Annotated in this window: 18 protein-coding genes; 13 read left to right on the forward strand and 5 right to left on the reverse strand. The window is 45.7% G+C overall.

Features of this window, described 5'->3' with window-relative positions:
• Positions 1-3 precede the first annotated feature (3 nt).
• The 6 genes from GVN20_RS12675 (at position 4) to GVN20_RS12700 (ending at position 8,736) form a co-directional block, all read left to right on the forward strand.
• On the forward strand, positions 4-987 hold the full coding sequence (locus GVN20_RS12675) for a hypothetical protein (RefSeq protein WP_166558668.1): 984 nt from the start codon (positions 4-6) through the stop codon (positions 985-987).
• Positions 988-1,058: 71 nt separating this feature from the next.
• Entirely contained in the window at positions 1,059-1,712 is a 654-nt protein-coding gene (locus GVN20_RS12680; protein WP_253528147.1) for a DUF6089 family protein, read from the forward strand.
• A gap of 67 nt (positions 1,713-1,779) precedes the next feature.
• The gene (locus tag GVN20_RS12685) at positions 1,780-2,790 is read left to right on the forward strand and encodes a dipeptide epimerase (protein ID WP_166558670.1); all 1,011 of its coding nucleotides are present in this window, start codon (positions 1,780-1,782) and stop codon (positions 2,788-2,790) included.
• A 202-nt stretch (positions 2,791-2,992) separates the two neighbouring features.
• Positions 2,993-4,267, forward strand: coding sequence for a Gfo/Idh/MocA family oxidoreductase (locus GVN20_RS12690; RefSeq protein WP_166558671.1), 1,275 nt, complete (start codon positions 2,993-2,995; stop codon positions 4,265-4,267).
• 48 nt (positions 4,268-4,315) lie between these two features.
• A complete protein-coding gene (locus GVN20_RS12695; protein WP_166558672.1) occupies positions 4,316-7,735 on the forward strand; it encodes a family 16 glycoside hydrolase in 3,420 nt (1,139 codons plus the stop codon).
• A gap of 173 nt (positions 7,736-7,908) precedes the next feature.
• Positions 7,909-8,736, forward strand: a complete 828-nt coding sequence (locus GVN20_RS12700) for an FkbM family methyltransferase (RefSeq protein WP_166558673.1) — start codon at positions 7,909-7,911, stop codon at positions 8,734-8,736.
• Between the two features lies 1 nt (position 8,737).
• Here the strand turns inward: GVN20_RS12700 and GVN20_RS12705 are convergent, their stop codons facing one another.
• On the reverse strand, positions 8,738-9,448 hold the full coding sequence (locus GVN20_RS12705) for a response regulator transcription factor (RefSeq protein WP_166558674.1): 711 nt from the start codon (positions 9,446-9,448) through the stop codon (positions 8,738-8,740).
• A gap of 13 nt (positions 9,449-9,461) precedes the next feature.
• On the reverse strand, positions 9,462-11,243 hold the full coding sequence (locus GVN20_RS12710) for a sensor histidine kinase KdpD (RefSeq protein WP_229599052.1): 1,782 nt from the start codon (positions 11,241-11,243) through the stop codon (positions 9,462-9,464).
• Between the two features lie 162 nt (positions 11,244-11,405).
• Here GVN20_RS12710 and GVN20_RS12715 point away from each other — a divergent pair, with 162 nt between their 5' ends.
• From GVN20_RS12715 to GVN20_RS12745, 7 genes are all read left to right on the forward strand, one after another.
• The gene (locus tag GVN20_RS12715) at positions 11,406-12,275 is read left to right on the forward strand and encodes a T9SS type A sorting domain-containing protein (protein WP_166558675.1); all 870 of its coding nucleotides are present in this window, start codon (positions 11,406-11,408) and stop codon (positions 12,273-12,275) included.
• Positions 12,276-12,542: 267 nt separating this feature from the next.
• Positions 12,543-13,112: an adenylate kinase gene (locus GVN20_RS12720; RefSeq protein ID WP_166558676.1), complete on the forward strand. Its 570-nt coding sequence runs from the start codon at positions 12,543-12,545 to the stop codon at positions 13,110-13,112.
• A gap of 212 nt (positions 13,113-13,324) precedes the next feature.
• On the forward strand, positions 13,325-14,317 hold the full coding sequence (obgE, locus tag GVN20_RS12725; RefSeq protein WP_166558677.1) for a GTPase ObgE: 993 nt from the start codon (positions 13,325-13,327) through the stop codon (positions 14,315-14,317).
• Between the two features lie 118 nt (positions 14,318-14,435).
• Entirely contained in the window at positions 14,436-18,263 is a 3,828-nt protein-coding gene (locus GVN20_RS12730) for a sialate O-acetylesterase (protein WP_166558678.1), read from the forward strand.
• The gene (locus GVN20_RS12735) at positions 18,263-19,021 is read left to right on the forward strand and encodes a shikimate dehydrogenase (protein ID WP_166558679.1); all 759 of its coding nucleotides are present in this window, start codon (positions 18,263-18,265) and stop codon (positions 19,019-19,021) included. The genes GVN20_RS12730 and GVN20_RS12735 overlap by 1 nt, the downstream gene beginning before the upstream one ends.
• Positions 19,022-19,037: 16 nt before the next feature.
• On the forward strand, positions 19,038-19,829 hold the full coding sequence (locus GVN20_RS12740) for a metallophosphoesterase (protein WP_166558680.1): 792 nt from the start codon (positions 19,038-19,040) through the stop codon (positions 19,827-19,829).
• A gap of 106 nt (positions 19,830-19,935) precedes the next feature.
• A complete protein-coding gene (locus tag GVN20_RS12745; protein ID WP_166558681.1) occupies positions 19,936-21,162 on the forward strand; it encodes a 4-hydroxy-3-methylbut-2-enyl diphosphate reductase in 1,227 nt (408 codons plus the stop codon).
• A gap of 80 nt (positions 21,163-21,242) precedes the next feature.
• On the opposite strand, the gene GVN20_RS12750 is transcribed toward GVN20_RS12745, so the two are convergent.
• The 3 genes from GVN20_RS12750 to GVN20_RS12760 form a co-directional block, all read right to left on the reverse strand.
• Positions 21,243-22,184 (reverse strand): GDP-L-fucose synthase, encoded by a 942-nt coding sequence (locus tag GVN20_RS12750; protein ID WP_166558682.1) that lies wholly within the window; start codon positions 22,182-22,184, stop codon positions 21,243-21,245.
• Positions 22,185-22,245: 61 nt separating this feature from the next.
• Positions 22,246-23,016, reverse strand: coding sequence for a LytTR family DNA-binding domain-containing protein (locus GVN20_RS12755; protein WP_166558683.1), 771 nt, complete (start codon positions 23,014-23,016; stop codon positions 22,246-22,248).
• 99 nt (positions 23,017-23,115) lie between these two features.
• Complete coding sequence (locus GVN20_RS12760; protein ID WP_229599053.1) at positions 23,116-24,147, reverse strand: sensor histidine kinase; 1,032 nt, start codon at positions 24,145-24,147, stop codon at positions 23,116-23,118.
• Between the last annotated feature and the right edge of the window lie 112 nt (positions 24,148-24,259).

Below are 24,259 nucleotides of genomic sequence, written 5' to 3' on the forward strand. Positions count from 1 at the left end.
CGAATGAAATTCAAAATACTTGTCGGCACCGTGTTGTTTACGCTACTGGTGACGTATGCTTCGGAAGCTCAACGCCGTAAAACTCCTTTTGAACAGTATTCAACCGTGAGTTTTGGCTTGGGAACTTCTTCTTATTTGGGAGAATTAGCCCCCCTTCGTACTCCAGTAAGGTCGGTATTCAGGATGATGCGTTGGAATGTGAATGCGGGGTACACGCGAAATTTTACCCCTCATTTGGCGGCTCGTCTGGGTTTTACGTGGGCACGGCTCGCGGGAGATGATGAATATTATAACCGTGGTGCGGGCGGAAACCCTTTTCCTAATTTTTATGTGCGGAATCTTCATTTCCGTAATGATATTAAGGAATTCAGTTTAGTCGGCATCTATAAACTACGGGGTGATGGCCGAAGCCCTAACCGAAGAGTAGCATTTAGCCCGTATCTGTTTGCGGGTATTGCGGTTTTGGCCCATAACCCCAAAGCTAAAACCCCGCAAGCACCAGGATACGACAATAATTGGGTAGCACTTCAGCCGCTCGGCACCGAAGGGCAGGGCCAGCCAGGCTATGCTAAGCCGTACTCATTGGTTACGTATTCAATTCCCTTCGGAATGGGTTTTACTTGGCGTGTAAACAACCAATGGAACGTTGGAATTGAAGGAGGGATCCGTATTTCGGGCTCGGACCACTTGGATGATGTGGGTGGACTTTTTCCTGACCCCGCAGTGTTGAAAAATGATTTGGCTCGCGCCATGTCTAACCGTACCAATGAACCGATCGCGGCTCGTACTGGAAGAGATCGTACCGATATTGTAAGACAAATTGTGTATCCAAATGAGCCCTCTATTGATCCGTTTGCAACAAGCCCCCTATCGGGTTGGGGACAGGGAGATTTTCGAGGAGGTGGACGCAGTGACAACTACCTATTGACCAATATTACGGTAAGTTATGTATTACCATCCAAAATTAAGTGTCCTCCCATCCGTTAATACTTGAGAGGTTTAACGTTAAGAAAGCGATTGTGAGCAACAAAAACTCTTATCTTTTAATTGGCTTCCTTGTGGGAGCCTTTTGTTTACAGGTCAACGCCCAACGCATCAATATCGGCGCTGGACTGGGAGGATTAAATTATAAGGGTGACTTGTCGCCCGCCTTTAATCCTCGCAATTATCTCCCAGCAGGCCATGCCTTGTTTCGTTATAATATCAGTCCTTCGGTTTCGCTCCGGGCGGGCGGTACTTTTGGTTTGGTAGGGGCAAAAGACAGCCGCTCTGCCGACCCGCTCAACCAAGCCCGCAATGCGTCTTTTAGGTCTTCGATTTTGGAAGGAAGTTTAATCACCGAATATAATTTTTTGAACTATTCACAAAAGCGAAAAGCGAAAAACTGGACGCCTTATCTTTTTGGAGGATTAGGGTTTTATAAGTTTAATCCACGCAACAAAACAGCAGATTACAAAACTACCCAAATAAATATCCCATTTGGCGCGGGCGTAAAATGGGAGTTTAAACGCCCTTGGAGCCTTGAATTTGAATTTGGTACGCGTAAGTTATTCACCGATTATCTGGATGATTTGGGCGATAATGTCCCTATTACTCAAAAGATTCAACTGGGCAATCCTACCACCAAAGATATGTATTATTATACCTCAATTACGCTCAGTTATACCTTTTACTCAATTATTTGCCCGCCTGGTTTTTCTACAGATTATTAAACAAACTTGGGCGATGGTACCCGTTTGACGTGTATATTTACCGATATAAACGTCTGCTTTCGGCCCTATGCAACTCTTTTTCCATCGCTTTGATTTACGCCTTCGTCATACATTTACCATTGCGCACGATTCGCGGGATGTTCAGCCAACGCTCGTGGTAGAACTACGCGACGGTACTATAAGTGGATTTGGTGAAGCGACTTCCAATAAATACTACGGCATTACCATTGAAGGCATGGTGGAAGCGCTGGAAAATATCCGCGAACGCATCGAAAGCTACGACCTCAAGTCTCCAGAAGCTTTTTGGGCATCTGTTCACCCTTTTCTTCTAAATAATCCCTTTGCCCAATGTGCATTAGATGAGGCCGCTAATGATCTTTGGGCCAAAAAAAAGCACCAAAAGTTGTACGAAGCATGGGGGCTTTCTGCCGAGGATATCCCGATGACTAACTACACTATCGGTATTGATACCGTGGAAAAAATGGTCGCCAAGATGAAAGAATTGCCTTGGCCGATTTATAAAATCAAGCTTGGCACTGCCGACGATTTAGCCATCATTAAAGAGCTTAGAAAACACACCGATGCCATTTTTCGGGTAGATGCCAACTGCGCATGGACGGCCGACCAAGCCATTCAGTACAGCTATGAATTGAAAGCCTTAGGGGTTGAATTCATAGAACAACCCCTCAAAGCTGACGATTGGAAAGGCATGAAGCGCGTTTTTGACCAAAGCGTCCTTCCCTGCATTGCCGACGAAAGCTGCATCGTAGAGGCAGATGTGGCTAAATGTCAAGGGTATTTTCACGGGGTGAATGTCAAACTTACCAAATGCGGTGGCCTCACGCCTGCCCGTAGAATGATTGCCGAAGCCAAAGCCTTGGGCATGAAAACCATGGTGGGATGCATGAACGAAACGAGCGTGGGAATTTCTGCCATTGCCCATCTTCTACCGTTACTAGATTACGTTGACATGGACGGCACTTTGCTCATTTCCAACGACCCCACCTCAGGCGTAACTTTTGATTATGGTAAGGTGATTTTTGCCCCTGAAAACGGCACTGGCGCGGCGCTCCTTTAAAATCAATGGTTTGTTATTGCTTTCTAAAAGAACTGCTTAGTACATTTTGTGATTAAATCAGTACTCTTCCTAAAGAAGTGTATTTCTCCCCTCATTTGTAATTATTTTGGCAAAATCGTAGCTTATTTTTAAAAAAAATGAGTAATGAAGGCTTTTAATCATCTTACTGTTATTAAGGAAAAAATACGCATAACGCTGTCTTATGAAAGAAAATATCCCTGTTTCTGGCTCCCGAAGAAAATTTATCAAAGGCTCACTCGCTACGTTGGCGGCCTTTTCGATTGTACCGCGTCACGTATTGGGCAAAGGCTATTTAGCCCCCAGTGACCAATTGACCAAAGCCATAGTGGGCGTAGGCGGCATGGGCCGTGGGCACATCCCTTACGCTGGCACCAAAGTAGTGGCTATTTGTGACGTAGACAAACGCCACCTTAAACTAGCGCTTGACCAGTTGGAACCGGGTGTAAAAACCTTTTCTGACTATCGTGAATTGATTCAACTGCCCGAAGTGGATATTGTACACGTAGCTACTCCGCCGCATTGGCACGGAATCATCGCCGCCGATGCCGCCCGTGCGGGCAAAGACGTGTGGTGTGAAAAACCCATGACACGCACCATCGGTGAAGGCAAACGCCTCGTGGAAGCCGTACAGCAGCACGGTCGTATTTTTCGCTTAAATACTTGGTTCCGTTTTGAATCGAATTTTTATGGCATGAATACCACCGTAAAACCCATTAAAAAACTCGTGGAAAGTGGCTTGCTCGGTTGGCCGCTCAAAGTGACGGTAAGTCGTCATACGGGTTTTGATTGGAAATTTTATTGGGTCGGAAAAACAAATCTTCAACCCGAACCCATCCCCGCTGAATTGGACTATGACATGTGGCTCGGACCCGCACAATACAAACCCTACAGCGAGCATCGCGTACACGGTACATTCCGTGGCTATTGGGACTACGACGGCGGTGGTTTGGGCGACATGGGACAGCATTATTTAGACCCTATTCAGTACTTTTTGGGCAAAGACGATACCAGCCCCATCAGCGTAGAAATTGACGCGCCGCAGCAACACACCGATGCCGTGGGTACGTGGCGTCGCATTGAATATACCTACGCCGATGGCTGTAAAATCATTTTGGATGGAGAAGGTAAGGACGAAAGTGTTCCTTACATCGAAGGGCCTAAAGGGAAACTATACCCCAATTTCCGCTCTGATATTCCTGATTTAGAGAAAAAACTCGCGGCGTTTCCCGATTCGGAGCCCCAAGTAACGGATTTTGTGGAAGCCGTGAAAAAGCGTCAGAAATTTGCGCTGAATGAAGAAAATGGACACCGTTCATGTACCATTGTCAACATGGGATTGACGGCATTGCGTTTGGGACGCTCTTTGAAATTTGACCCTGTTAAGCAGTTATTCGTGGACGATGAAGGGGCCAATCGCCTCATAGACCAGCCCATGCGCGGCCCTTGGACCATGTAACAATGCGTAACTGTGCAAAATGATTGAATCAATTCTTTTCCTGCATTTATGAAAAAAATACAATATATACTGATTGCTCTTTTGGTGAGCGGGTCGATGGCCACGGCGCAGGTTGACAACCGAATCACCGCGCTATTGGGCCAGTTTCCTGCCCAAAATGCCAAACAATTGCAAAAAAACATGGACGATATGGCCGCTTTGGGTAAGTCGGGTATTGTCCAATTGGCCTCGGGGTTGGTGCCTTCGGCTAAAGGAAATAACGCCAAAGTTCAATACGCACTTGGTGGATTTTCATCCTTTGTCATGCAGCCTGGCAAGGAAGAATGGCGGAAAATGGCCGCTGAAGCCTACGCCGAAGCTTTAGGTAGAGTGACCGATAAAGACAACCAAGCCTTTCTTATTTTTCAACTTCAACAGGTGGGCAAAGAGGAAAGTGTCGGCACCTTGTCTACTTATCTAAACGATGAAAGATTAAGTGGTCCTGCCGCTAGGGCTTTGGCAAGAATAGGCTCTTCAGCGGCGAGTCAGGCCTTATTGAAAGCACTTAATGGTGCTTCTGGAGAGGCTCAGATTTCCATTGTAGAAGCCTTGGGCGACAGTCGCTTTGCGGAAGCCGCGCCCGCCATTGAAAAATTAGCTTCAAGTAGTGACCTAAAAAGCAAAAAAGTAGCGCTTTATGCGTTGGCAATGATGGGTGCTCCGTCGTCAGAAAGTATTCTGATGAGTGCGGCGGCCAAGGCTTCTTACGGGTATGATGAAGCCAACGCTACATCATCTTACCTTACTTATTTGGGGCGATTGACCGAGAATGGGAACAAAGCCCTGACGGTAAAAGCAGCCACAGCATTGTTGAAAAACGCCACCCAAACGCCCACGCGCTCGGCGGCATTGAAATTATTGTCCGACGCACAGGGGGCAGTCAGCATACCTGTATTGCTCAAAGCGTTGCAAAGCACTGATATCAACTACCGGGTAGTGGCGCTGAAATACGCGCAGAAATACATCACTCCTGCTACGACTGGTCTGTTTTTGGCAGCCATGCCTACTTTGAAGCCCATTGCGCAAGCCGAGGTGATTGGGGTATTGGGAGAAACGGGAGCGAAATCGGCATTGCCAGTTATCCTTAAAAATCTGGCCAATAAAGAAAGTGGTGTAAAATTGGCGGCAATCAAGGCTGCTGGAAGAATTGGGCATGAAGGTGTTTTGCCTAATTTATTGGGTGTCCTGAAAAAAGGCACACCAGATGAAGTAACTGCCGTTAAAAATGCGTTGCTCGTCATGAAAGGCGATAAAGTGGTAGACCAAATCGCGACCGCGCTTCCTTCCATGCCTGCAAGTGCACAGCCCGCATTGCTCGAAGTATTGGCGGCGCGTGCGGCCGACAGCAAAATAGAGGTGGTTTTGGCACAGTTAAAAAACAACGATGCCAATGTAAAAGCCGCGGCTTTTGCGGCACTTAAGAGCGTTTCTGTGTCAAAAGACCTGCCTACCTTAGTGGGGCTATTGAATAGTGTTTCGACTCCGCAAGAGGTGCTTTCAACGCAGGAAGCAATAACGGCCGTGGTAAAGAAAACAGGCGATGCATTGCAACAAACCAACACAGTATTGGAACAGATGAATGCAGCACCGACGGATAAGAAACCCAATTATTTGCTCATTTTGGCCAATATCGGTGGCAAAAAAGCATTGTCAACCGTGGCGGCAGCCTTCCAAAATGGCGATGCCGCTACACAAAACGCGGCCCTGAATGCCCTTTCCAATTGGAAAGATGCCAGTGCTGCTTCAGAACTGTATAAAATTGGGAAAAACACCGCCGATGCGGGCTACCTTGACCAAGCGGTGAGTGGCTATATCAAAGCGGCTAATCGGCTGAATCAAACGCCCACGCAAAAAGTATTGATGTTGCGTAAAGCAATGGATATGTCTAAAACAGCCGCCCAAAAAGAAAGTATTCTGAAAGAACTCGTTCGCAATCGCACCTTCAATGCGTTGATTTTAGCGGGCAATTATTTGGATGATACTCAATTGCAGCAAACTGCCGCGCAAGTGGTCATCAATAGTGCACTGGCCAATAAAGATTTTCAGGGAAATACCGTACGTCAATTGTTAAATAAGGCCCTGAATTTTGCCAACAACGAGCAAAAAGAGGCCGTTCGGAAGCATTTGGCTGAAATGCCAGCGGGCGAAGGTTTTGTTTCGTTGTTTAACGGAAAAGACCTGACAGGCTGGAAAGGTTTGGTCGCCAACCCCATTGCCCGGGCCAAAATGCACCCCGATACGCTCGCTGCCAAACAGGCAAAAGCCGACGAAGTGATGCGGAAAGGGTGGGTTGTCAAAGATGGCGAACTCATCTTCACGGGTCACGGTGATAATCTCTGTACGGTTAAAAAATACGGAGATTTTGAAATGTACGTCGATTGGCGCATTGAACCTAAAGGTGATGCTGGCATCTATCTGCGCGGTTCGCCGCAGGTTCAGGTGTGGGACACCTCACGCGTAGAAGTAGGTGCGCAGGTAGGCTCGGGCGGTTTGTACAATAACCAAAAGAACCCAAGCAAGCCGCTTAAATTGGCCGACAACGCCATTGGCGATTGGAACACGTTCTACATCCAAATGAAAGGCGACCGCGTGACGGTGCGTCTCAATGGTGAATTGGTAGTAGATAATGTTATTCTGGAAAACTATTGGGACCGAAAACAACCCATATTTCCGATGGAGCAGTTAGAACTTCAGGCGCATGGTACACTCGTGGCCTACCGTGACATTTACGTTCGCGAATTGCCCCAAACAAAGCCGTTTGTATTGAGCGAGCAGGAAAAACAGGATAACTTTAAAATGTTGTTTGACGGCACAAATATGTTTGAGTGGATGGGCAACACCACCGATTATGTCATGGAAGATGGTGCAATGGTGATTTATCCCAACCGTGGTGGCAAAGGCAACCTATATACCAAAGACGAATACAGCGATTTTGAATTCCGTTTTGAATTCCAATTGACGCCCGGCTCCAACAATGGCCTGGGTATTCGCGCGCCGTTGCAGGGCGATGCCGCCTATGTGGGTACGGAATTGCAGATTCTGGACAATGAGGCCGAAATCTATAAGAATCTGCAACCATATCAGTATCACGGCTCGGCCTACGGCATCATTGCTGCCAAGCGTGGCTACCTCAAACCTGTGGGTGAGTGGAATTATCAGGAGGTGGTTGTCAAAGGCTCTAAAGTTAAAGTAACGCTTAATGGCACCGTGATTTTAGATGGTGATTTGGCCGAAGCGTCCAAAAACGGCACTGCCGACCACCGCGACCATCCGGGGCTTAGCCGCACGTCGGGGTACATTGGATTTCTTGGCCACGGTGATGTGGTGAGGTTCCGGAATATCCGAGTCAAAGACTTGAGCATTCCGCCGCCACCGCCGCCCGTAGAACCCGAAAAAGTAATTGAGAAGAAAAAGAAACGTAAAAAATAGAAGTAGTAAAAAGTTAAAAAAGGTGGAGGCTTCTAAAGGGTTTCCACCTTTTTTTATCCTATTTGAGGGGTTTATTTGGCTCTTTTTTCGTTTTACCCAACAATTCCTTCTGTTAGGCAAAATATGAAGAAATTATCGACAATATTGCCTTATAATCCAAACCTCAATCATAGATGTTCAAGTACTTCAGAGACTCTTTCCGTCGAAAAATAGCCAGAAGATATACCAAAGAGTATCCTTCTCTCATCAATCATTACCAATTGGAGAAAGACGGGCAAATCGATTTTGCAGAATGGGCCAATCCTTTGGCTACGCGGTTGGGCTTGAAGCAGGAAACTGTCGATTTTTTTCGAAAATTCATCAAAGAAGGAGATTTGGTCATTGACATTGGCGCCAACATTGGCGATACCACCGTACCGATGGGGCTGGCAGCGGGAAAATCAGGCTTGGCGCTGGGCTTTGACCCCAATCCGTACGTGTTTAAAATACTGAAGGAAAACGCCACCCTCAACCAAAACAAACTATCCATTCATGCCCTACCGTTTGCAATTTCGGTAGAGGAAGAAGAATTCTTTTTTATCTCTTCAGAGGCCTCCTTTGTAAACGGCGGAATTTCTCCAACCAAAGAAAGCCGTCATGGGAAATTCGTTTATCCCGCGAAAATAAAGGGTATTCCATTGATGCGTTTTTTGGAGGCGAATTACGGAGATTGGCTCCCCAAACTATCGTTCATCAAAGTGGATACTGAAGGTTACGATAAGGAAATTCTCAAATCTATCTCGGACTTAATTGCCCAATATAAGCCCGTTATTGTGGCGGAAAGTTTTGAGCACAACAGCCCTGCCGATAAAATGGAGCTGTTTGAAACCATTGCCAAACACGGTTACGATATTTTTTACTTTGAAGAGTTTGATACCACCGCCAAAGTTGTTTCTATTCCTACCAAAGAAGACATAACTAAATGGCATATAAACATCAATATCTATGCCCTGCCGCGCTAGCTCATTCATCAACCAATAACTTAAAACCTTCGCCGTGGAGGTTGATAATTTGGAGAGATGCATCGTCTTTGAGGTGCTTGCGGAGCTTCGTAATGTAGACATCCATGCTGCGGGCGTTGAAGTAGGAATCGTCGCCCCAAATGAGCTTCAACGCAAAACTTCGGTTAATAGGTTGGTTTTTGTTTTCGCAAAACAATTTGAGCAATGCCGCTTCTTTGCTTGTCAGTTTTTGTGGGGTGTCGTTTTGGGTAAGGACTTGGTGCGCAAAATCGAAGGTGTATTTCCCGAGTTGAAATACACTCAATTGTGGTTCATGCATTGGGGCTGTTTTTTGATAACGGCGCAATACAGCTTGTATACGTAGCAATAGTTCTTCCATGCTGAACGGCTTTGTGATGTAGTCGTCGGCACCTGCTTTAAAACCCTGAATAGTGTCTTCCTTCATGCTTTTGGCCGTCAGAAAAATGATGGGAACTTCTTTGTCGGTGAGGCGAATTTCTTTGGCTAACGAAAAGCCATCTTTTTTTGGCATCATCACATCTAGCAGGCACAAATCGAACGAACCTTCCAGAAACCGCTTCAAACCCGCATTGCCATCCACGGCCAAATCCGTTTTGTAGCCTTTGTTGGTGAGGTATTCCTGTAACAATTGCCCCAGATTAGGGTCATCTTCGGCCAGGAGGATTTTCGTAGGCGGTAGTTTGGTCGTCATGCTGTTTGGGTTATTAGTTCAAAGTCTCTTTTTGTAACGGCAACTGAATCGTAAAGGTACTGCCTTCACTGGGCTTGCTTTTGACGTCGATGCGGCCGCCGTGGGCTTCAATCATTTTTTTGACGTAACTCAACCCCAATCCAAACCCTTTTACGTCGTGAACATTGCCCGTCGGAACGCGGTAAAACGGCTCAAAAATCTTGGTTTGCTGTTCTTTGTTCATGCCCAAACCGTGGTCTGTGACGCGGATATATACGTTTTCGGCATCACTTTCGGTGCTTACCATAATCTGCGGCGGCGCGTCAAGGGAGTATTTGTTGGCATTATCAATCAAATTGGTGAGGATATTGGTCAAATGCAGCTCATCGGCCTGAATGATTTCTTGCTCGGCCTCAAAACTCAGTTCCACTTCTCCTTGCCGCTGTTCTAGCTGTACGCTCAGATTGTTCAAGACTTTTTCAATGACGTCGTGAATATTGAGCGTGGTGGGCCGAAGTTTTATTTCGCCACGGTCGAGCAACGCCATTTGCAATACTTTTTCTACGTGCCCACCCAAACGTTGAATCTCGTCCTGCACAATGCCCAAATAGCGTTTGATTTTGAGGGGTTCGCCCTGCGTTTCTACTTGTTCGCGCGCCATGCCTACGGCCAACGAAATGGTCGAAATGGGCGTTTTGAACTCGTGCGTCATGTTATTGATAAAGTCATTTTTGACGTCCGAGAGTTTTTTCTGTTTCAAAATGGTTGCCACTGCTACGTAAAAACAACCCAAAATAACAAGCAACAACAAGGCCGAACTGACGAGGGTAAAGCCCATGTTTTCCAAAATAAACGCCTGCCGTTCGGGAAAATACACCAACAGCTTACTTGGCATGGTATTGAGCTCATTGGGGAATAAACTTGCCTTAAATAGTTCTGAATCAGTGCTATCGGGGCGGTAAGATGCCGTTGAAAAGATGATGTTTTGATGTACGTTGTTCTGAATAGCAAACTCATACGCAATTCCGATGCCCCGCTCCTGCAACGACTTTCGCAGCAGTGAATCAAGCATAATGCGATTGACGCGCTGCTCCACCGGACGTTTGCTGAAAAGCAAATCTTTAAACACATCTTTCAATAAATCACTCTGCGATGCAGAAGCTACCTTAAGCAGTTTTTCTTTGGTCTTAGCGCGATTGGGCAGGTAGGTCGGCGGCTCATTTTCAGCGTTTTGACGCGCCTTTTGCACCGACGACCGCACCGTCATCAACACTGAGCCATTGGAGGTGCTATCGGTAGGCCAAAATGCGTGGTCCATTTGGTTAAACCACGCGTCAAATATTCGTTCTTGTTCGGCATGAATGCGCAAAAAACGCTCGATATGAGGTAATTCGCTGTTGCGTTGGCGCAAAAATTCATTAATAAGGTTGGCCTGAAAATCCGTCATGGAGCGGTTGCGCGGGGTAAGGGCGTCGGTGGGATTAGAGCCAGTCAGTTTGTCGTCGCGATTGGAAGCATATTCGCTGGGCAAAGAGTGTTTGGGCGACTGGCTCGACTTTGCCAGGCGATTTTTATTCAATGCTTCCAATTTGCGCTGTTGTTGTTCGATTTGTTCGCGTTGACGAATCAAATAAATGATTTCCTGCTTTTCTAATTTACGAACTACATCCTGCAACGCATCCGACACTTTCAGGTCAAATTGCTCATTGCGTAGCGTCAGAGCACTTGTAATCCAATGCCACTGAAATCCCATCAACCCCAACGCCGCGAGGCCCATGAGCGTAATCAACAACCGTATTTTTTGGGTGGTCATCATTTTTTTTCAACTCCATGCAACGTTCTTTCCCTAAAACGTGACTTTTGATTTGTTACCGTTCAAAATAACGTAATTCAACCAATCCTTTAACACAATTTAAGAAAATTTAACACCGCGACTTTTTAAATTTTAAACACTTTTGAGCCTCAAAACAACAAACGCATGAAAACAAAATTTGCATTAATCGCATTGGTCGCTGGGCTGGGAGTAGCCACAACGGCGCTGTCGCAGGAGGAAAAGAAAGAAGCGAGAGATTCTGCCAAAGACAAAGTAACTGTTCGCGTACGTATGAGCGAGGAAAAAGACGGAAAAACCGAAATCGTTGAACGCTCGTATACCTACAATAATCTTTCGGAAGCCGAGCGAGAAGCCAAAGTGAAGGCCATCGTGGATTCATTGAAAGGTACTAGTAAAGACGCCGCCAACCGCCGATTGAGCATCGAGATTGAAGAAGGAGAAAGCCGCCACCTAGACCATGACCGTCGGTATGACGATGACCGAATTGTGCGGAAGCAAAAAGAAGAAAAGGAGCGCGTAAAAATTTACAAGTCCAACCCAAAAGACCGTCAGGATAATTACAACTACAATCATAATTTTAGGTTTGACTTTGACGAAGAGGCATTTGCCGATCGTATGAAGCGCGTTGAAAAAAGAATTGAGCCTCAAATGCGGAAGCTGGAGCGCAACATGGAAGACTGGAGCCGCGATTTTGAACCCAAATTTCGTGAGTTTTGGCACAGCGACATCAATCTCGGGGGCTCAGGTAAGCCTGCGTCGATTCGCGGTTTGGAGGCATTCCCCAACAACCCCGACAAAAACGAACTCAACCTCCGCTTCTACGCCCCCAACAAAGGCGACGTGACCATCACCGTGACCGACACCAAAGGAAAGCAGGTAAGCCGCAAAGAAGTGAAAGATTTTTCGGGCGATTATGTAGGGCAACTTGAACTGGGCAAAAATGCCAAAGGAACGTATTTTGTCAACGTAGTTCAGAACGAAGACGGTGCCGTAAAACGCATTGTGATTGAGTAATCTTAAACTTAATTAAGTGTACCTAGAGGAGGCTGCCTTACGCAAGGTAGCCTCTTTTTGCTGATTGCGATATTGTGTTTAAAATTTGAAAAGTAATCGCTTTTTATTTGAATTATTCGGAGTCTTTCTCCTCAAACTACCTCATTTTAGCAAAATCCTTTTTTAATTTATGCCCGAAAACCGTTGAGTAGTGTGATGAAATTGTAAATTTGCGTAGTCAAACCTCAAAAACATAGCTCTACCTCCACCAAAAGCCCTTTCAGTCAGATGCTTAATATTGTACTTTTTGGCCCTCCGGGTGCGGGCAAAGGCACCCAAGCTGCAAAACTCATCGAAAAATATCAGTTGGTCCATATCTCAACCGGTGATTTGTTTCGGATGCACATCAAAGAACAAACCGAGTTGGGAAAACGCGTAAAAGACCTGCTTGACAACGGGATTTTGGTGCCAGATTCGGTCACGATTGATATGTTGGAAGAAGAAGTTCAAAAAAATCCCGACGCGAAGGGCATTATTTTTGATGGTTTTCCGCGTACGGTGCCTCAAGCTGAGGCCTTGGATGCTTTTTTGGCGTCAAAAAACAGTGATATCAAAGCGGTACTCCAGTTGGATGTGGATGAGGCCGAACTCAAACGCCGCATTGCCGAGCGCAAAAAAGTGAGTGGTCGTGCCGATGACGACGAAGATAAATTGGTCAAAAGAATTGACGAATATTTTAACAAGACCGTCCATGTATTGCCGTATTACCAAGCGCAAGGCAAGCTGACCGTGGTAAATGGAATCGGTCAAATCGAGGAAATTTTTAATAATTTGTGTTCGGCCATCGATACCGAATAATAATTTTAGGGGTCCATACACATAGACTCTGCCGTTTCTTTCCCAAATTTGTAACTCGTGTGGCTGTGCCTAGAGGCATTCCATACGAGTTTTTTTGTTGTAAAATAAGCAATCAAAGAATCATTGTTGTCTATTAGGAGTTAGGTAATAGTAAGTACTAAATTCACTAAAAGATAATTTTTCCGATACTTTCGGAAGATAAACACGTCAAAATGGCAAGTTCAAACTTTATAGATTACGTTAAAATTAGCTGCCGCTCAGGAGCAGGAGGAGCTGGCTCACGGCATTTCAGGAGAGAAAAATTCGTTGATAAAGGCGGTCCAGACGGTGGCGATGGAGGCCGGGGCGGGCACGTGATTCTGAAGGCCAATTCTCAGCACTGGACCCTGCTCCACTTGAAGTATAAAAGACATATCCGGGCCGAAAACGGAGAGGCTGGAAGCGGGGCCCGTTGCAACGGAAAGCAAGGAGATGACGTCATAGTAGAAGTACCGCTTGGTACCATCGCCAAAAACCCCGAAACAGGGGAGATTTTGGCGGAAGTAACCGAGGATGGGCAGGAGGTGATTTTGCTCAAAGGCGGTCGGGGTGGATTGGGAAACCACCATTTCAAAACCGCCACCAACCAAACGCCCGAGCACTTCCAACCCGGAGAGCCGTCGCAAGAGGAGTGGATTGTGTTGGAATTGAAACTGTTGGCCGATGTGGGCCTGGTTGGGTTTCCGAACGCGGGTAAATCAACGTTGCTTTCAACGGTATCGGCGGCGCGGCCCGAGATTGCTGACTATCCATTTACTACTTTGGTCCCAAATTTGGGGGTGGTAGGATACCGGGATTATAAGTCGTTTGTAATGGCCGATATTCCAGGGATTATCGAAGGGGCGTCGCAAGGTAAAGGGTTGGGTTTGAGGTTTTTAAGGCATATTGAGCGAAACTCTATTTTGCTATTTATGGTCCCTGCTACCAGCGACAATATCGGTGACGAATACCGGACATTGTTGAATGAGTTGGAATTGTATGATCCGTCGTTGGTAGAGAAAGAACGATTGTTGGCCATTACAAAAGGCGACCTGATTGACGAGGAAACAAAACAAGAAATAATGAAAACGGTCCCTAGTGATATTCCCCACGTATATATATCATCAGTGACCCAAGAAGGAATCAGTGAATTAAAAGATTTAATCTGGAAAACTTTAAATCCTTAGGTGTGCCGTTGAAAGGCGTGTGGTAGGTAGGCAGGATGAATTGAGGCTCCAAAGGATTGAAAAGTTAGTGGCGTTTAAGTAAGTTTAGAAAGTATATATTCCACCAAATGCTGAACAAATGAAATTGAACTTTTACCTGAGGAATCTCTGGCAAAGCTTTGCGTGTATTCTATTTCCTTTGACCATTTTCGCACAGATAAACATCACATTTCCTACCAGTCGAATCGTATTTCAACGTGACAATTTTGGGAATGGTATCATCCACGTCACTGGTCAATACTCCCAGAATATTGACCGAGTGGAGGTGAGGGTGGTACCCATGAGTCCCGGACAAGGGGAGCAAACGGATTGGCGCCTTCTTAAAGATAACCCGCAGGGAGGATTTTATTCGGGTACTATTCAGGTGCGAGGCGGATGGTACGAACTTCAGGTCAGAGGTATGGTAAACGGCAATGTCATCAGTACAGCCGAATTACAACGCGTGGGAGTGGGGGAGGTGTTTTTAGTGGCTGGCCAATCCAACGCACAGGGATTTTTTAACTATGGTGCGCCTGGCCCAGGAGATGACCGCGTCAACTGCGTTAATTATCGAAATAACGATAATCAGAATAACTCCTTTCCTAAGCCTGATTTTGTTCGAATGAGCGACAATGGGAATGTGGGCCCCCGAGGGCTTTCTTCCTGGTGTTGGGGGCGTTTGGGTGACATGATTGCCAATCGTCTCAATGTACCTGTGTTATTTTATAATGCCGCATGGGAAGGAACTGCCTCCAAAAACTGGAGTGAAACCGTGGATGGTGGCATTACCAATAGTATTTATATCAATGATACTTACCCTCCAGGGCAGCCCTACGGGAATTTGAGGATGGCCCTCAATTATTACGCGAGTGTTACGGGAATCAGAGCGGTACTTTGGCACCAAGGCGAAGCCGACAACTTGCTCAATAATTCTGCTGGAACGTACGAATCCAATTTGCGCAGAATCATTGAAAAATCCCGCCAACATTTTGGTAAAAACGTAGGATGGGTGATTTCAAGGGTCTCCTATTATAACTCCAAAGGAAGCAATCAGGAGATTATTAATGGGCAAAATCAGGTCGTTTTGGGGGGCAATTCAGTATTTTTTGGGCCTTCTACTGACAATATTCAAACGCCACGTCCTGACGGTTTCCATTTTCAAAACGGCGGATTGTCAGACGCAGCAGGTGCTTGGAATGCAGCCTTGGACGACAACTTTTTTAATTCCTGTTTTCCTCAAACTGGAACATTTCCGAGTTTTTCGGTTAGCTGTGCTGGTGGAAACCAGTTGAATATTAATGTACAAGGTCCTTTTTCATCGGTTCAATGGAATAACGGTGCCAATGGCTCATCGGTTAACTTCGGGCCAGGAAATTATCAAGCCACCGTAAGAGACGGTGCTGGAAATGTCTATTATACCCCAAACATCATCGTTCCTAATGACCTGCAAAGCGCTCCAATTACGATTTCAGTAGACGGAAAATTGCCACTGTGCCAAGGGAGCACCGTGGGGCTTATTTCGAGTGGAGCGACTGGAAATCAGTGGAATACTGGTTCGACAAATCAACGTATAGAAGTGTCGGCATCGGGCACTTATTCCGTTTCGACCCAAAACTTATACGGTTGCAAAGGCTCCGCTAGTATCAATGTTACGTCCTTTTCTTCTCCTTTGCCCTCAAAGCCAACCATTGCTGCTTCGGGGCCACTTACTTTTTGTCAGGGGGAGTCGGTTAATCTGACGGCTACCTCGGCCGCAGAATATCGTTGGTCGACAGGCGACAGAGGACAGGTCGTAACGGCTCGCAGCAGCGGCAAGTACGAGGTGCGAGTGCTAGATGACAAGGGCTGTACGTCTGAGCCGACAAGCGTAAATGTACAGGTCAATGCGCCTCCAGCGGCCCCTACCATCAGTGCCTCTGGAAACACGTCGTTTTGCCAGGGAGGGCGCGTAACGCTATCTTCCAATTATGAATCTGGTAATATTTGGAGCTCAGGTCAACAAGCAAAAAACATTGAAGTAACAACCTCAGGGACCTATAATGTTCGCTTTCGGGATGCAAATGGCTGCGACGGAATATCAAATAATATCACAGTAACGGTCAATCCATTGCCACCCGCGCCCACCATTACACCCGAAAGGCCCGTGGTTTTTTGCGACGGCGACAGTACCATTTTAACTTCAAGCAGTTCTGCTCAGTACAACTGGAGCAACGGCGCACGCGGTCGTCGTATCAACATTCTAAAAGCGGGTAATTTTTCATTGACCGTTACCGACGCCAACGGCTGTACCTCGCCAGGTTCGGAGGTGGTGACCGTAAAAGTCAATCCTTTGCCAGCTCCACCGACCATCACTGCTGACCGCAGCACCACCATTTGTGAAAATGAAGTAGTTACCCTTACCTCGTCTGACCAAACAGGATACATTTGGAGCAACGGGCAAAGTACGAAAAGCGTAATTGTCAACCTTCCAGGGCGATACTCGGTCAGGACGGTTGACGCCAACAGGTGCCAGTCGCCTTCGTCCAACAATATTTCGATAACGGTCAATGCATTGCCAGCTAAACCAATTATTACCGCTCTTGGACCAACCACTTTTTGCCAGGGTGGGCAAGTATCTTTAACCACTAATTACAGCACTGGCATTACTTGGAATAATTTCCAAAATAGCCAAACAATTACGGCAACTACTGGGGGAAATTATAATGTGAGTTACGTAGATAAAAATGGTTGCCGCTCGGTTTCGGATGCGTTTCCGGTCAAGGTCAACCCCCTGCCTGCCGCGCCAACGGTGGTCAATGAGCGACCTACCACTTTTTGCGCCACCGACAATACGGTGTTGACAATTACATCGGGTGGTAATATTTTTGAATGGAGCAATGGCGATAGAGGAAGAAGCATCAGAGTGTATAGTGCAGGAAGTATTTCGGCCACGGTTTTTGAGCCTTCTACGGGATGTACTTCTCCTGCGTCGGTACCTATTCAAATTGTGGTTAATCCAAATCCAGGGCGGCCTACCATTTCGGTGGGAGGGCCTACAACCATTTGTGCGGACCAAAGTGTAACCTTGACCGCACCCGATGCAAGCGCCTACCAATGGTCAAACAACGCTAATACCAAAAGTGTAGCCGTCAATTTAGCGGGAAATTATACCTTGATAATCCGGAATCAATTTGGCTGTTCTTCTCCCGCTTCAGAACCCGTCAATGTGCGAGTAAATCAACTACCGCCCGTTCCATCCGTTATTTCTGAAGGACGTTTAACCTTTTGCGACGGTGACCAGGTCGGCCTTAGAGTAGAAACAAATTATGATGTATTCTGGAACACGGGAGAATCAGGTAAGCGAATTGTTGCGACTAAATCTGGCAATTATGCCGCACGCGTCCGGGACGGCATCGGTTGTTTATCTCCGTTTACGGGACCGACAAGGGTTGATGTAAAAGCCCTGCCGCTGACTCCAGTCATTGAAAAAATAGGGGTTTATACCCTCCAGGTCTCCAATCCAACCGCTTCTGCGGTATATGCTTGGAAATCAGGTAATCAAGCCTTGGGGGAGACAAAATCAGTGATAAGGGTAAATCAATCAGGAATGTTTACCGTGAGTGCATCTGTACAACACAGCTCAACGTTGACGTGCGTTTCAAAAACGTCTTCTGTATTTGATTTTATTCTGGAGGCCGATAATAATGGCATAGCAGTGTATCCAAACCCTTCGTCGGATGGAAAAGTAATAGTCGAAACACAGGAGATTCTCAAAAATGCCACCTTAATAGTATACGACTTGATGGGAAGACCGATTCAAACCATTAATGTACCGTCTTTTGATAATCAAAAGCTATTTGATTTTAGCGCTTTGCCAGTAGGTGTTTATGTAATACGCGTTGAAAGCCAAGGTTTTAGAAGAAATAAAAAACTGATAATTGTTCAATAATGAGAGTATTTGGTTTGATTGGTTACCCATTGACCCATTCTTTTTCTAAAAAATATTTTACTGAAAAATTCGAAAAAGAAGGGGTTGAAAACAGCCGTTATGAGTTGCTTGAACTCCCCGATCACCATAATTTCCCCGAATTGATTAAGGCAAATCCTGACCTGTCGGGATTGAATGTCACTATCCCGCACAAGCAAAACATCATCCCTTTTTTGGATGAACTCGACGCGGCCTCGGCAGCGCGAATCGGCGCGGTCAATACGATAAAATTCCTTCCTGATGGTAAATTAAAAGGCTATAATACTGATTATTACGGATTCCGAATTTCGTTGGAACAATGGCTGGAGAATTTAAAAATCGTTCCCAATCACTTGAAATCCTTGGTGTTGGGCAATGGTGGGGCGGCAAAAGCCGTCTTGGCCGCGTTGAAAGACCTTCAGATTGAGTACACCATTGTTTCCCGACAACCAGAACATCAGTCTGCCGCTATTTCTTACCATGATCTAACAGCGGATGTCATTGCTCAGCACCTGCTGATTATCAATACCTCTCCCGTTGGCACCTATCCCAAGACTGAGGAGTGTCCCGCTGTCCCGTATGAACTGCTGGGGGCAAATCATTTATTGTACGACCTAGTATACAATCCAGCCGAAACGCTTTTCTTGAAAAAAGGCAAAGAGCAGGGGACCCAAATACATAACGGTCTGCCAATGCTTCAATTACAGGCTGAAAAAGCTTGGGAAATCTGGAATAGCTAAAAAAACTAGAAACACTATGCTTCGTCGTCGAGAATTTCTCCAACTTTCGGTTGGATTACTGGCCTTTGGATGCCAAAAACCTGCGGCCAAATCCGCCAAAAATCTACGTTTCGCGGTTGCATCCGACGGGCATTATGGGCAGCCAAATACAGATTTTAAGCTTTACCACGAAAACATTATCAAGAACCTGCAAAAAGAACATGCCGAAAGACGGCTCGATTTTGTGGTTTTTAACGGAGATTTATTTCACGACAACGTAGCGTTTTTGCCCGACGTAAAGAAAGTTTTTGACAGTCTTGGGCTTCCTTATTACGTGACGCGCGGCAACCACGACCACGTAACACCTGAGCAATGGCGCGCTACTTGGGGCTACGATCTCAATCATGCGGTTGAAATAGGGAAAAACGCCATTATTTTGGCCGACACTTCTAACATCAAAGGCGAATACCTTTGCCCCGATATTCCGTGGATAGACAAGCAGTTGGCGGGGTTTACCAAGAAGGAAAATGTGTTTTTGTTTATGCACATTCCCGCTAAAATGTGGTCTGAACACGGCACCGAATGCCCCGAATTGGAAAAAATGCTTGGGAAGTACTCAAATTTGAAAGCCATGTTTCACGGGCACGACCATGCCATTGATATGGGGAAAACCACTTCAAAGCCCGCGTTTTTCGACGGTCATTATGGTGGAAATTGGGGCGTATCGTACCGTGGCTATCGAATTGTGGAGACCCAAGCCGACAACAAATGCTACACGTACCAGTTCAACCCTGAGGCTCAAATCAAAGTAAATGAGCAGGTATTTTGAGGAAAGGTTGAAACAAAGCAGAAATGTAGCGTGTTATATATACGTTCGTTGTAATTTTGCAACGAAACGATTATTTTCAACGAACGCGTAATTCTGCTCCAACAGCATGAAGACCTTCCACATACCTGATTTTTACCGTAGTCGCATCATTACGCCCATCAAAGAGCTGCGTCGAAAAAACGATAAGCTTAAACGCGATTTTTCGCCAACGGTGCTTGATTTTGGCCCTGTAAAGTTTCTGATTGCACGGCACTTTGGGTTTTGTTATGGTGTCGAAAATGCCATCGAAATCGCTTATAAAGCGATTGCTGACAATCCAGGCAAGCGCATTTTTTTGTTGAGCGAAATGATTCACAATCCCGACGTAAACCGGGACTTGTTGGAAAGAGGAGTTAGATTCCTAATGGAAACCACTGGGCGGCAGATTATCCCGTGGGAGGCACTACGCCCCGATGATATTGTAATTGTGCCAGCGTTTGGAACCACCGTCGAAATACAAAATCGGTTGAGACTGTTGGGAATTGATGCTTATCAATACGACACTACTTGCCCCTTTGTAGAAAAAGTGTGGAATCGTGCCACCCAAATCGGTCAGAAAAACTATACCATTGTTGTACACGGAAAGCCACTGCACGAAGAAACCCGGGCGACCTTTTCGCACAGTAAAGAAAATGCACCGACAGTGGTGCTTAAAAACCTGAAACAGGCCGAGCGATTGGCGCGATACATTACGGGAGAGGGGTCAAAAGAAGATTTTTTCGAAGAATTTAGGGGGCAATATTCGGTGGGCTTTGATCCAGAGCAGGATTTGCAACGGATAGGTGTGGTTAATCAAACCACGATGTTGGCCTCTGATACACAGGGTATTGCGGATTATCTAAAAGGGGTAATGATACAGCACTATCAACTGGCACCGCAGCAAGTGGAGGAGCATTTTGCCAATACCCGTGACACACTCTGCTACGCAACCAATGATAACCAAGACGCAACCTACGCTTTACTGCAACACGAAGCTGATTTCGTGCTGGTAGCAGGCGGTTACAACAGCTCCAACACCTCGCACATTGTAGAGTTGTGCGAACAAAAACTGCCGACTTACTTTATTGAGTCAGATAATAAAATACTCAGTAACACCCTCATCAAGCACTATAATCTCCATAAAAAAAAGGAGGAAGTGACCGAAAATTTTATCCCTCAAAAGGAGCAAGTTACGGTGATGCTTACCTGCGGCGCTTCGTGTCCAGATGCGATTATCGAAGGTGTTTTAACTAGAATAGTGTCGTTCTTCCCCGAAGCGAAGCCCATCGAAGAGGTAGTGGGGGAGTTGGCATGATGATGGTAGGTGAAAAATACCTTCAGATTCGATAAAAGATATAAACAAAATTGCCCCGCTTTTCTGGCGGGGCAATTTTGTTATACAGCATATTCTTCAACTTTGGATAAGAAATCCTGATACGTAATTCGGATTCCTTCTTCGAGGTTGTATTTATGTTTCCAACCCATACTGTGTAATCGGCCTACATCCATGAGTTTGCGGGGGGTGCCGTCGGGTTTGTCGGTATTCCAGTGCAATGCACCTTCGTAGCCTACGGTTTCTTTGATAAGCTCGGCGAGGTTTTTGATGGTAATATCTTCACCTACACCGATGTTTACAAACTGCTCACCATCGTAGGTTTTCATGAGGTAGACGCAGGCGTCGGCCAAATCATCGGCGTGTAAAAACTCCCGAAGCGGCGAGCCTGTTCCCCACAATTCAACAAAAGGCTTGCCTTCTACCTTGGCTTCGTGAAACTTCCGAATCATGGCGGGCAGCACGTGCGAGTTGTTGAGGTCGTAGTTGTCGTTGGGCCCGTAGAGGTTTGTTGGCATGGCCGAAATAAAATTACAGCCGTACTGTTTGCGATAGCTCTCGCACATCTTGATGCCCGTAATCTTCGCGATGGCATAGGGCTCATTGGTGTATTCAAGCGGCCCAGTCAACAAGTAATCCTCTTTGAGGGGTTGGGGAGCCATTTTAGGATAAATACACGACGAACCCAAAAACATCAGTTTTTTCACCCCCGTAAGGTATGAATTGTGGATGATGTTATTTTGAATCTGTAAATTATCGTACAAAAACTCCGCACGATAGACGTTGTTGGCCATGATGCCACCTACCTTTGCCGCCGCCAAAAAGACGTAGTCGGGACGTTCGGTCTCAAAAAATTCACTTACAGCTTGTTGATTACGTAAATCCAGTTCACGTGAGGTGCGAACTACTATATTTTCATAACGTTCGGCTTGCAAGCGTCGTACAAGCGCCGAGCCTACCATTCCTCGGTGACCAGCGACATATATTTTAGCAGTGCTCTCCATTCCACAAAGTTAAACCATTTTGGTAAAAAATAGAGGTGATCGCCTAAAAAATGACACCCCTTTATAGCTCAAACCAAATCCGAAACTGCGCCGCTTTGTCTTTGCTGATAATAATTTCTTCTTTGACGGGTACGGTAAGCGACAATTCTATTTTGCCCGAATAATGCGTTCGATAGCTTTCTAGCGCTCCTTTTCTGACGATGTATTGCCGGTTGGCCCGTATAAATTGGGTAGGGTCGAGCAGGTCTTCGATTTCATCGAGCGATTGATAATCCGTAATCAGGCGCTGATTATCGGTGGTGACGAGCCAAATGACTTCTTCCCGCACAAAATAAGCCACCCGCGTTTCGGGGACGGCAACCACCGCTCGCTGATAATGAGCCGTAAAGCGATGTTTGTATTGCTTTGCGGCTCGATGTTCTAAATCATGAAGTAAATCCCGTAATTGATGAGAGAAAACGTCTTTATCAGGCGCGTTTTGCCAGCGGCTAAATTTTTCAAAAGCAGACTTAAGGTCTTCTTTATCAATGGGTTTTAGTAGATAATCAATGCTGTTGACCTTAAAAGCCCGAATGGCGTATTCGTCATAAGCGGTGGTAAATATAATAGGGCAGGATACCTTCAATTCATGAAAAATATCAAAGCTAACGCCGTCGGCCAATTGAATGTCGGCCAAAATAAGGTCAGGTTCGGCGTTTTGTTTAAACCAATTCAATGCTGCCTCTACACTGACTAGCGGTCCCAAGAGGGTTGCCTGTGGCAGGAGTTCTCGGACTAGTTTTTCCAGATTTTTGGCCACCAACGGCTCATCTTCAAGCATTAATATTTGCATACTTCGGGTTTTAAGGGAGTTTTAAAAAAGAAGTAGGAAGTACGAAGTATGAAGTATGAAATTCACCCCTACCTCTTACTTTTCATCTCTTGTGTTCACTCAGGCGATCAAAGGTATGTAAGCTACAAATTTTCCGTTGTGGATGATGGTCTCAAAAGGCGTATCGGTCAGGAATTTATACAAATTTTTGAGGTTTTGTAGTCCCTGACCATTGGAGGTTTCCACCTGTTTTTTGGGTTGAATATTATTTTCAACTTTTAAATACTGTTCATCCGAACAAATTCGGATGGTGAGCGGGTGAGCTGCACTAACGATATTATGTTTGAGTGCATTTTCAATCAAAATTTGGAGTGTAACGGGTGTTATTTTTTTTTCAAGACTTTCGTTCGAAATCTGAAAATCAATCGTCAGAGAGGTTTCAAAACGTGTTTGAAGCAAAAAAACGTAGTTTTTTATGAAATCAATCTCGGTATAAAGCGGTACTAATCCTTTGTCTTTATGTTGTAAAACATACCTAAATACCTTCGAAAGCTGCTGTAAAAACTGCCGCGCTAAGTCGGGGTTTTCTTGAATCAGGCTGTCCAATGAGGTCAGGCTGTTGAACAGAAAATGAGGATTCAGCTGGTTTTTTAAATTATCAAATTGTACTTGTGATTTTTCTTTTTCGAGGTGAATGGCCCGCGTGGCATTTTCGCGCCACTTATGGAATAAATAATCGGAAAGGTGCAGTACGTTGATGAGCAAGACAACCAAAAATTGGGCGAAATACCCCGCTATTTTGGCCAAATCGGTGTATTGTTGGGCAATCAGTGAACTAAAAGGGAAAAGAGACATCACCCATGAGACAGTAACTCCCGATACTACCAAAACAAAAACGAAGGTGAGTAATACCTGCGGAATCATGCGCATGATGATACCGTTTTCGTAGGGGAAAAAGGAGTCGAAAAAATGGTGGAGTTTACTGAAAAAAAACCACGAAATAACCATGACCGAGCCCGAGATAAGGGCGAGAAAGAGGTTGGCCTGCCACGGGATTTTAAAAACATACCACCGCATCAAAAAGGCGCATACAATCAGAAATGTGATGACAACGATGAAGATTCGCGTTTTGGATGCAAGCGGATTTGACATACTTTGATTTTTTATCAAAGAAAGATAGTGAAACAGGATTGTCCAATTTTTAATGTTTGAAACCGTCAAAAACCAATAAGAAACGGAAATAAAACCGATTGACTGCTATCTT

The sequence above is a fragment of the Runella sp. CRIBMP genome (genome assembly GCF_009905605.1).
In the GTDB taxonomy this organism is placed as follows: Bacteria; Bacteroidota; Bacteroidia; order Cytophagales; family Spirosomataceae; genus Runella.